Annotated in this window: 8 protein-coding genes; 4 read left to right on the plus strand and 4 right to left on the minus strand. The window is 47.2% G+C overall.

All coding sequences use genetic code 11. The features are described from left to right. Window positions 1-229 precede the first annotated feature (229 nt). From IQ235_RS09545 to glmM, 4 genes are all read right to left on the minus strand, one after another. The gene (locus tag IQ235_RS09545) at window positions 230-541 is read right to left on the minus strand and encodes a hypothetical protein (RefSeq protein WP_264321245.1); all 312 of its coding nucleotides are present in this window, start codon (window positions 539-541) and stop codon (window positions 230-232) included. Window positions 542-690: 149 nt separating this feature from the next. After that, a complete protein-coding gene (locus IQ235_RS09550; protein WP_264321246.1) occupies window positions 691-1,884 on the minus strand; it encodes a TPM domain-containing protein in 1,194 nt (397 codons plus the stop codon). Window positions 1,885-2,016: 132 nt separating this feature from the next. After that, window positions 2,017-3,681 (minus strand): hormogonium polysaccharide biosynthesis protein HpsL, encoded by a 1,665-nt coding sequence (hpsL, locus tag IQ235_RS09555; RefSeq protein WP_264321247.1) that lies wholly within the window; start codon window positions 3,679-3,681, stop codon window positions 2,017-2,019. A gap of 233 nt (window positions 3,682-3,914) precedes the next feature. Beyond that, window positions 3,915-5,390: a phosphoglucosamine mutase gene (gene glmM / locus IQ235_RS09560; protein ID WP_264321248.1), complete on the minus strand. Its 1,476-nt coding sequence runs from the start codon at window positions 5,388-5,390 to the stop codon at window positions 3,915-3,917. Between the two features lie 486 nt (window positions 5,391-5,876). On the opposite strand from glmM, the gene IQ235_RS09565 reads away from it, so the two are divergent. From IQ235_RS09565 to IQ235_RS09580, 4 genes are read left to right on the plus strand one after another with little or no spacing between them, the layout of a single operon-like run. Further along, the gene (locus tag IQ235_RS09565) at window positions 5,877-7,667 is read left to right on the plus strand and encodes a Cas10/Cmr2 second palm domain-containing protein (RefSeq protein WP_264321249.1); all 1,791 of its coding nucleotides are present in this window, start codon (window positions 5,877-5,879) and stop codon (window positions 7,665-7,667) included. Beyond that, the gene (locus tag IQ235_RS09570; protein WP_264321250.1) at window positions 7,636-8,676 is read left to right on the plus strand and encodes a type III-B CRISPR module-associated Cmr3 family protein; all 1,041 of its coding nucleotides are present in this window, start codon (window positions 7,636-7,638) and stop codon (window positions 8,674-8,676) included. The genes IQ235_RS09565 and IQ235_RS09570 overlap by 32 nt, the downstream gene beginning before the upstream one ends. Continuing rightward, the gene (locus IQ235_RS09575; RefSeq protein WP_264321251.1) at window positions 8,676-9,587 is read left to right on the plus strand and encodes an RAMP superfamily CRISPR-associated protein; all 912 of its coding nucleotides are present in this window, start codon (window positions 8,676-8,678) and stop codon (window positions 9,585-9,587) included. The genes IQ235_RS09570 and IQ235_RS09575 overlap by 1 nt, the downstream gene beginning before the upstream one ends. Window positions 9,588-9,599: 12 nt before the next feature. Beyond that, on the plus strand, window positions 9,600-10,082 hold the full coding sequence (locus IQ235_RS09580) for a hypothetical protein (RefSeq protein ID WP_264321252.1): 483 nt from the start codon (window positions 9,600-9,602) through the stop codon (window positions 10,080-10,082). Window positions 10,083-10,113 lie beyond the last annotated feature (31 nt).

Raw genomic sequence — 10,113 nt, forward strand, 5'->3', positions numbered from 1 at the left:
AACATTTGTTGGCGATTAGAGTTTGAATTAGAGGTCTTCCAATATAAAATAGGTGAAGTTAATAGCTTTACCTACTTTTTTGTTTTAATATTAGGTGTTTTTTGTTTCCAATTAAGTACGATACAAAAAATATATCATCCAATTATTGTTTCATAATTCTCCAGCATTTTTAAAGTAAAGTAGCTCGCTTCACGGTGAATCATCAGTCTTCAACCGAACTCGATCTAAATTAGAGATGCCTTCGCTTAACGTACATTTTGGAAACAAGCTCATTATCGCTATTTCCAGATGGAATCTGAATGGAGGAGATAGAACAACCTAAGTCTTCTTCATCATCTTCATCAAGAGATGTAAAAGAGCTATACTCATCTTCACTTAACCATAATCTTGCTTCTTCTTCATTCTCAAATCTATATCTATCCCCATCCATTGTTAAAACTTCAGCGACATCATTGTCATAGACTTGAAGAAGCGCCCAGATTAAATCAGGAAAAGTTGCATAGGACAGCCACCAGGTTTCTTTGCGAAGATTTTGACTCATTGTTGATGTCGATCGGCTTTGTCATAAAGATAAGAGTTTTTGGGGTAGGCAAGCAGTTTGATAGCAAGTATCAAAGTTAGACGATCGAAGTGAAATTCCCGCACGGAAAACTGCCCACTTTACAAATTTCTACTTTAACCAAACTCGATTTACCAGTCTCCACCAGCGCCACCACCGCCACTTTCACCACCACCAAAATTGCTAGAACTACCACTGCTCCAGCTACTACTGCTACTGGAACTGCTGCTAGAATTGCGACTCGAAGAACGACGAGTACTCGAAGAGGGTTCTGGTGGAGCCAGAGGCGGGATAGCAGCGTACTCCTGAGTTTTATAGTTGCAACAATAGCATTCCCACCTCGTGCAGCGCTGTCCGTGCTGGGAGTACGTCGGCTGCTCGACGATCGAACTTAATCGCTCAACCGTCCGTTCCCGGCATTGGGGACATTCCTGGTAAGCCGTCAAAGGATTCACGTAAGCGCGCAGGTGAAACTTTCCCTGGGGGAGGCGAGCTTGGCAGTGGGAGCAATGCCAACCGGTAAATTCCACGCTATTCAGGTCTTGGGCTGTTTGTTGGGGAAGCGTCAACCGAGCCGATAAGATATCTGGAGGCAATTCAGTCATCGGATGGCGACAGGTTTGGCAGCGTACGGAAGCCTTTGCCTCACTGCGTCTTCGATTGTTAACTTGCGATCGCCCTGCTGGGGAGAAATATCGGGGACGGCGATCGACTTTATACTTGACGAACCATCCCAAACCCGCGAGTGTCACCCCGGAACCGAACAGTTGCCAGAGGGAAAATGGGAAAGAACTCCGTCGGGATGTCGTGGAATCTAAAGCGGTTACCAACGCTTGCGTTCCCCCTAAAACCCCCCCATCCATATTTCCCGCTTTGAATTTGGGAACGATGTGAGTTTCAATAATTTGAGAGACTTTTCGATCGGACAAAATGGGTTCGATGCCGTAACCGGTTTCGATTTCGACTCGACGATCGCCCACAGAAACCAGAAATAATACGCCGTTATCTTCTCCTCGTTTGCCAATTCCCCAATCATTAAATAAAGCTGTGGTAAATGCCTTTGGAGAAGCGGATGGGGTGGTTTCGGGGACGGTAACCACGGCAATTTCCGTGCCATTTTTCGCTTCTAACTCGGAGATCGTCCGGTTGATTTTCGCTTCGGTTTCATCGCCCAGAACGTCTGCCATATCCGTCACCCAACCGCCATCAGTTTCGCGGGGATTGGGAACGGTTTGGATATCTACGGCATGGGATGCGATCGGAAAAAAGACAAAGGCCGCGCTAAATAAGCGAATAAAGAAGTTTCGTTGAAGGCTCGACACCATAAAATACATCGATCGAGCCAGGGACAAAGCCTGGAACTAATCTTTCTGAATTTATTAAAACAATTATTTTTTCGATCGTCTCGCGATCGAGCCTTCATAAAGCTCATAATCGTTCGTTAAAATTCACGAGTGTTAGACCCGAGAAAGTTTTCTTTTTTTTCTTCGTTTCTTTGAGGATTCTGGAAAAGCTTCGGGTCGATTTCGATTTTTTTCGAGTTCCTGCTTTTCAATTTCAGGTAATTTCAGAATGGCTCCGGCTACCATCCAGTAATAGACTGCAACCGGATCGACATCAAGAGGATAGTAATAAGTTTGATAGCTGATAAAGACAATAAAAACCCAAAAAGCCGAACCGTAACCGCGCAAACTGCTATCTTTGACCGAACGATAAGCTTTGAACGTACTTATCGTTATCGCCGTTACACAAGCTAAAAAAGCAAGAACCCCGATCGGTCCGAGTTCGTAAAAGAGTTTCGGATAATAGGTTTCAATTAGCTTTCCTTGACCGAAAACGCGAGCTGAATTCGTGGCTCGCCCGACACCATTTCCCAATAAACCCCCACTCTCTTTTGAGGTAAACTCAACTTGATGAGCGATAAACGCCGTTGGAGGGGAAGCATTCCAGCGACCTACCGTGCTATCGATCCGCTCTTGAATGATAGCGGGAAATAAAATTGTTGCTCCCACAATTAAGACAGCAATTCCACCTGCGATCGGTAAAAATTGTTTGAGCTTGGTAACTTTTCCCGTAGCAACTAGCAAAATTATGGTAAGTAAAGGAACTAAGAGCAAAGCAATTCGTTGACCGGAAATTACTGCATTAACAAACACCAATGCCATTCCGAAAAAACTGATAGCTTTCCACTTAAAAGATGGATCGTTAAATGCCGATGCAAAGGTAAAAAATATATTACCAATCAAAAACCAGGCCCACTGCCAAGGTGCAACCAAAGTGCCTGGTAAGCGAATCATACTTTGAGAGGGACTGTACACCAAAGAACCGCCCACCAAGCACTTTGCCTCTAGGGTTGGTTTGAATAAATCTTCTCCCAGCAAATGATCGGTTCCTTGACACCGACCTGTTTTGAGCATCATGTACTGCATCACCCCTAAAGCGCAGCAAACAACAACAAGAACGATATGGGTGCGAACAAAGAGAAGAAACTCGCGTTTTCCTTTCAGAAGGTGATAGGTACAGGTAATCAGCGGAACGTATCCCAAGAGAACTTTGAGACCCAAAATTCCCATCAGAATCGGTTGACCTCGAGGTTTCGAAGAAAATTGCTGTGCTCCATTGACAAAGAGTAAAGTCGCCAAACCAGTAATGAGTAAAATTGTCAGCGGTGTTTTTAAGTTTTTGGGTAAAATCCAAGGCTGTTTGCGTCGTTTTAGCCCTTGAAACATGGCTATCATAGCTGGAATATAGAAACCATCTTTTGCCAGTTGAAAGAGAGCATTGCCACCGCCGATCCAGTAGGTTATCGTTCCGGCAAAGGGCATATAAATGATAAATCCCCACAGGGCTTGGAGCGGGTATTTGTAGGAAAGGGCAAGGACGATAATTCCTCCACCACCCGCGATCGCCAGTTTGGGATCTTTGAGAAAAAATAGGATTAGACCGAGGATAGCGCCGATACTACCGGTCGTTATGAAAGCTTGGATAAATTCTTTACGCTGTTTGGCGGCTTTGCGTTTTTTAGCTTTAAGTTCTTTTTTGCTGAGGGCAGGAGTTTGGGAATTAGTATCTTGTTTCGATCTACGGGACTTCTTCTTGGACTTTTTCTTTGTTTTCGGCATCGAAGAACGATCGGTATGACTGGCGCGCGGGGCGAGAATGGAAATAATTGGGAGACATATTGGGACGTTCGTTTCGGTCCCATCATGAAGCCCTAAAAACGTTGCACCCTAAATATTGGACTCTAAATGTTGCACCCTGACTTCCAATTCCGCGCTCGCCTCAACCCCGATCGAGCCAGCCAAACTACTTCGTACTTAATAAGCTTGAATCGTTCCGATCTCGGTGACTTAACTTAGCTTGCCAAATGGTATTCCACGGCTGTAACTAAGGTTTCCGACCAGTGGCGAGCGAGTTCGGAGGTCGCTGCCTCCACCATAACTCGGATAACTGGCTCCGTGCCAGATGCGCGCACCAGCACCCGTCCGCGATCGCCCATTGCCACTTGAGCCCGTGCGATCTCCTCTTTGAGCGCTTCGCACTTCTTCCAATTCATCCGCGCGTGCCGATCTTCGACGCGCACGTTTACCAACAGTTGGGGGTAGGTTTGGAAGCTATTATCGATCGCGTCGGATAGCGGTACGTTGTTGCGACGCACGAGGCTGGCAAGGTGTAAGGCGGTCAGTACTCCGTCGCCACCGATTCCGTAATGGCTGCAAATCACGTGACCCGACTGTTCTCCGCCCAAGGTGGCTCCCTTCTGTTCCATGGCGGCGTGGACATGTCGATCGCCCACAGCAGTGCGGACTAGGCGACCGCCTCGGGCTTCCCACGCACGCTCGAAACCTAGATTGGCCATCACCGTGGTAATAATTTCGTTGTTGGGTAACTGTCCCGACTCTTGCAGGGCCGACCCCCACAAATACAAAATGTAGTCTCCATCCACGGGTCGTCCGAGGTTATCGACCGCCAGGACGCGATCGGCATCGCCATCGAAGGCAAACCCCATATCCGCTTGATGTTCGAGGACGGCACAGCGCAGGGGTTCGAGATGGGTGGAACCGCAGTTGACATTGATGCGATCGCCATCGGGTCGATCGTGCAAGCAAATAACGTCGGCACCCATGGCTTCAAAGATTTGCGGTGCCAGGTTTGCCGCTGCACCCCAGGCTAAATCCAACACGATCTTCAAGCCCCGAAAATCCACTTCGGGCAAGAGGGGACGCGAGAGGGAATCGGCGTAAATTTTCACCAGTTCCGGGCGATGGTGGTGCTGTCCCCAGATGGGTAATGAGGTGAGTTGGGGAAGCTTGCCGCGCACTCCCGCTTCGATCGCCTCTTGCATCGCACAAGAGAGTTTCGTGCCGTTTGCCCCAAAAAATTTGATGCCGTTGTCTTCTGGAGGGTTGTGGCTGGCGGAAATCATCACCCCCCCGATCGCCTCACTATGGCAGGCGAGGTAAGCCACACCGGGAGTCGGGCACAATCCGATATTCCACACGTCGAGTCCGGCGGCGGTCAAACCCGCAGAAAGTGCCATGCCGAGCATATTACCGGAGTTGCGGGAGTCTTGGCCGAGGACGATAGGTCCAGCGGTGGTGGCGCGATCGCTCAGGACGCGACCGGCCCAGAACCCCACTTGCATAGCTAAGGGGGCGGTTAAAAGCTTGCCGACGCAACCGCGAATGCCATCGGTGCCAAATAAGGGAGTGGAAGGAAGAGATAAGGGAGAACTGAACGGGTGGAAATCGTTGGTATCGAGCTGCGATCGCGAAGAAACGCCGGAAACGCGGCGACTTGCCGACGAGTTCCGCGCCGAAGACATAACCATAAATTTTTTTCTCCTCACGAAATACATTGACCTGGACAGAGGATAGCACGCAGAACCAGGCTTGAAAATTCTTTACGATACTTTTTACGACAATTCGGGAAAATCGTGCTTACCCTGGAGGTCGATGGACTTACAGGGTAAGAACCGGAGTCGTGACACCTCTTGCACCAGTCTACTCGCTCGATCTGACTCGGCTCGGTTTTGCGTACTGTTTCATTTTTCCATTTCCGGTCTTGGCGATCGCCCCTGGTGTTTTCGAGAATTCGTCGTGCGCGCGAAGGATAATGAAAATTCTAAAGATGGATGATACAGTCAATTTAGTTGTTTAAAACACAGGATTCTTGCTCGATTCGCTTTTTTAGTTCAGTGTTTTATCCAGGTATTAAATTTTTAAAATAAAATAATAATTTTGCAGATGTTTTCTAAATTTGCTTAAACTCGATCGGGCGACTGAGAATATTTCAATTGTTGCAACTAAGAGCATTTATGGCACATTACACATTTATTACGTTTGCTCCCATTCAAAGCTTCATCGAAAAGTCGCGGAAGTTGAGGGATTTGTACGGTGCATCGCTGATTTTATCCTATCTCAGCCAGAAATTAATTGAAGCGGTGGAGGAAAAAGGAGGAACCGTTATTTCTCCCGGACTCTCGAATATTAAAGAAGGAATGCCTAACCGAATTTTATTGACAGGGGATTTCTCTGAAGAAGATGCGAAACAAGCTTTAAAAGATGCCTGGAGTGATGTCTTGGATGTCTGTCAAGCTTGGCTAGAAGAGCAAGTCAAAGAATTTAGAGAAAACCAAAATAAGCCTAACTATAATTATACCTGGGAATCGGAATGGGATAAATGGAAAGGTAAAACCTGGGAAGTCTTTTGGGGAACGGGAGACTCGCCAGAAGCAGCTAGAAAAGACCTAGAAAATCGGAAGTTGGCGCGACAGTGGACGGCAATTAATTGGATTGGGGAAAGTTCGAGTCTTAGCGGTGCAGATGCGATCTCCTATCCGAGAATGGCAGGTGAGGGGATTAATTTTATCGACGGAAACTACAAAAAAATACCTACCATCAACTTAGAAGAAGTTAAAGAGTTTTATCAGGATTTATTTGTTGTCCTCAATTTATCGAAATCTCAATGGAAGTATTATTCTCCGGATACTGAAATTGAAGGTAAGTTTATTGGAGAAAAAGAGTTTCTGAGTATTCCAGAACTAGTGAAGCGTTTGATTACCGTCGATCGAGAAGATACAAACGAGAGTATTACCGACACTCTAAAGATAGACTCACCAAGCAACTTCGGCGATATCATTCGGCGAGCAAGCGATCCCAAAAAATCTTCTCAAACTCAAACCGATAAAGATATTAGCGGACATTGGACGGGATGGTTTATGGGAGATGGCGACAAGATGGGGGATGTCTTGCAAAATATTGCTACGAATCCCAACGAGACAGAGGAAGAACGCGATCGCAAACTCAAAGAATTTAGCGAAGATGTCCGCAATTGGGGTTTAAAGCTGCAAGAAGATTTTCCTGAAGGTTTAGGGCGAGTGATTTATGCGGGTGGTGATGATTTTTTGGGTGTTTTATATAGCGATAAAATTGAAGCACCAATTCCCGCAATTCAGGCTTATGAATGGCTAGGAGAATTACACGAAGAATGGGACGAGTTGAGGAAAATAGTTCGAGATAAATACCAACAAAATCTGACAGTTAGCGTTGGATTTGTTTGGGTTGCGCCGGGCGTTCCTCAGCGAGATGTGCTGCAACATTGCCGAGAAGCTGAGAAGCGATCGAAAAGTTTAGGGCGCGATCGCATCACGATTCGGGTCGTATTTAATAACGGGCAATACGTCCAGTGGACGACTCCGTGGAAATACCTCAACATCTTAGAACGCTACCGAGATTTAGAAGACGGACAAAATTGGACGCATATCTATCAAGACTTAGCCCATCTTAAATCGAGGCGTGCAATGGGTTTCGGTCTCGATCGAATTAATTTGACGACTGAGGAAGACAATGAAGATCGAAAAGACGAAATTGAGGAAACTATTTATGACTATCGCGATAGAGTATTAAATTTTTTAGAGATTTACTTTCCAGGTGTTCTGCAAATCCTTGAGTCAACAAAAAATCAAAAAGAGATTGTTGCATCTTTTGAAGAACGCTCGAAAAGAGCAGAAGAACTGATTTACTGGGCAGATAATCTCATTTCTGTAGGGTGGCACTTATTCAGCAACAAAAATAATGTCTCGTCAAATCCATCGAACGATGTTTAAGTTTCAAATTCGGATTCATCCCTTGGGAATGCTGTATGGCAGTTCCGGTGGTTTCCTCTCCCCCGACAACTTGGTGGGGCGATCGGGGGCTAAGTTTCCCCCAGAAGCTGCCACCCTAGCTGGATTGTTTTTTCGCACTCGGTATCACCAACCCAAAGAGAAAAAAGAACTCAAAGAGAATCTTCGGGTAGCCGGACCTTTTTGGGCAGAAACCAAAGATAAATCTGAGATCTACGTTCCCATTCCCTGGAGTACGATCGTTGGCAAAGATAAAACCGATCGATGGGAGTTAGACGATCGGAAAGTATGGCAGCGCAAAAACCCCGAACTCGATCCCGATTTTTCCTGGCAGCCGATTAGCACCTGGAATATCGAACCCGACGCGATTCAAAGTAATGAATCGGCAGAAAAATCGCCTTGGGAATTCATTCCCATCCTCCATCCCAAAATGCAAACCCACCAACGTAGCGTAGTTGCTGAAGATGGGTTATTTCTCGAAAATGCCGTGCAAATGGAACCGGATAAGTGTTTGGTGTATCTCTCCACCCACGAACTTCAACCTCACGAACTCGAGCCCGGTTGGTATCGCTTTGGGGGCGAAAATCACTTAGTTGAAATCGAGTGTTTGCCCTTAGATGACAACTTTCAGAAGTGGTTGAACCAACCCATCGAACGCACGTTTGCCCTGATTGCGCCGGCTGTTTGGGGTTCCCAACGCTATTCTTACCGCTATCCCCAAAATTGGGACTTCGGCGAACCCTTAATGCTGACAGATAAACCCGTTCCCTATCGCTACCGCGCCGGGGGACGGTTGGGACGGGGACGCTACGCCGTTCCCGCAGGCAGCGTTTATGTATTGGATCGACCTATCGGCAAACCCTGGTACGACTGGCCTTCGGAGTGGTTCCCCACTGAAGGATTCAACCTCAAAGATGTGGGGTGTGGATTGTGTCTGCCGGTGGATATTCCCGGCGTATCCGACGAAAACAACGAAAAAGGAGTGGCTTAATGTACGACAAAGCTTACGGAATTATCGAAACCCTTGCCCCCCTGCACGTTGGGGCGACCGCAGGGGAAGAAACGGGTAACCTGAATCTCATCTTTCGCGACCAATTTACCCAGACGGGAATCGTTCCGGGAAGTTCGATTCGGGGACGGTTGCGGGCGGAGATGCGAGAATTTGCAGAGGAGAAGGATGAAGCCGCAAAATATTGGTACGGTCAAGCGGCCGATCGCAATAAAAACGAAGAATTCGAGTCGCGGCTGAAAATCGAACACGCCTCGATCGTCTGGATGCCTGTATTTTGCCCCGGTCAGCCGATCGTTTGGGTTAGCTGTCCTCGTTTGTTGGAACGCTATCGGCGCATTGCCTCGATCGACCAAAAGATTAAAACACCCGATCCCTATACGGCCTCCAAAAACTTGAAAGGACGGGAACAAAAAAAAATGAGCGAACCGAAAAAAACGATCGGCAAAAAAAAGGAAAAAAGCAACCCTGTGGAGAAAAGCAACCCCGTACTGTTCTTTAACCTGGGGTTTATCGATATCGAACATCCAAACCAAGATTTGTCGGCATGGTTTCCCCTGGGGAAAGATTTACCAGCAGTGGTGGTGAAAAACGAGGAAATGGGGATGATTCACGACATGGGTCTGTATCGCCAAAGCCGAGTGGCATTGAAAGAAAACCAGAAAGTAGTCGATAACTTTTTCAACGTGGAAGCTTTACCCGAAGGAACGCTGATGGTATTTCCCATCGGCATCAAGAAACGGAATCCAAAACCCGATGCAAAACCCGAAGAGAAGTCGCAGCCAGAAGAGACATGGCAACCCCTAGAAACGGGAACCGAAGGTGAAATTTACCTCGGTGGCTTAGAGTCGATCGGATTCGGTCACTGTTCTATGACCATTCGCGGATTATAAGGAGGCGTAACGATGGCTTGGCATCCATACGATTTAGACCGAGAAGCTCAAGATTTGGTGCTGAAATACCGGGACAATGACGTACTCAACGAATCTCACAAAATGCGGGCGACTGCGGCTTTCGGGTTGGAACGGTTTTGGGGGGAACACCTGCGCTTGCTGGGGAAAAGCAAAACTCAACAACAAGGGGAATACTGGCGAGAGACCTGGGAAGCTTTGGTCAAAATTATGAAAAAAGCGGACATCAGCGTCCCCAACGACAAGATTAACGTTAACGATCCTAAAAATACCCAGGCCATTCGAGACATGACCCAGAAGCTGTGGGATGAGACGAAATTTCCCCGATACGATCGCACTGCATCTCTGGCGGTTCTGACTCAACTGTGCGACAGCTTGGTGTGGTGGACGCAACGCTACAAACGTAAAGACAAGCCTAAAGGTCAGCAAAATGGGAACGCGCAATCAACTCGCAGCGTTCCATTCAACCCGCTTTGAACCTGTAGGGGTAGCGCCCCCGTGCCTACCC

Origin of the sequence: Zarconia navalis LEGE 11467, from assembly GCF_015207075.1 — a bacterium.
GTDB classification, from domain to species: Bacteria; Cyanobacteriota; Cyanobacteriia; order Cyanobacteriales; family Geitlerinemataceae; genus Zarconia; species Zarconia navalis.

Excerpts from the sequence above, each read along its gene's own strand:
- IQ235_RS09565 (WP_264321249.1), top strand. The coding sequence starts at position 5,877 with ATGGCACATTACACATTTATTACGTTTGCTCCCATTCAAAGCTTCATC.
- IQ235_RS09550 (WP_264321246.1), bottom strand. The coding sequence starts at position 1,884 with ATGGTGTCGAGCCTTCAACGAAACTTCTTTATTCGCTTATTTAGCGCG.
- IQ235_RS09580 (WP_264321252.1), top strand. The coding sequence starts at position 9,600 with ATGGCTTGGCATCCATACGATTTAGACCGAGAAGCTCAAGATTTGGTG.
- IQ235_RS09570 (WP_264321250.1), top strand. The coding sequence starts at position 7,636 with ATGTCTCGTCAAATCCATCGAACGATGTTTAAGTTTCAAATTCGGATT.
- glmM (WP_264321248.1), bottom strand. The coding sequence starts at position 5,390 with ATGGTTATGTCTTCGGCGCGGAACTCGTCGGCAAGTCGCCGCGTTTCC.
- IQ235_RS09545 (WP_264321245.1), bottom strand. The coding sequence starts at position 541 with ATGAGTCAAAATCTTCGCAAAGAAACCTGGTGGCTGTCCTATGCAACT.
- hpsL (WP_264321247.1), bottom strand. The coding sequence starts at position 3,681 with ATGCCGAAAACAAAGAAAAAGTCCAAGAAGAAGTCCCGTAGATCGAAA.
- IQ235_RS09575 (WP_264321251.1), top strand. The coding sequence starts at position 8,676 with ATGTACGACAAAGCTTACGGAATTATCGAAACCCTTGCCCCCCTGCAC.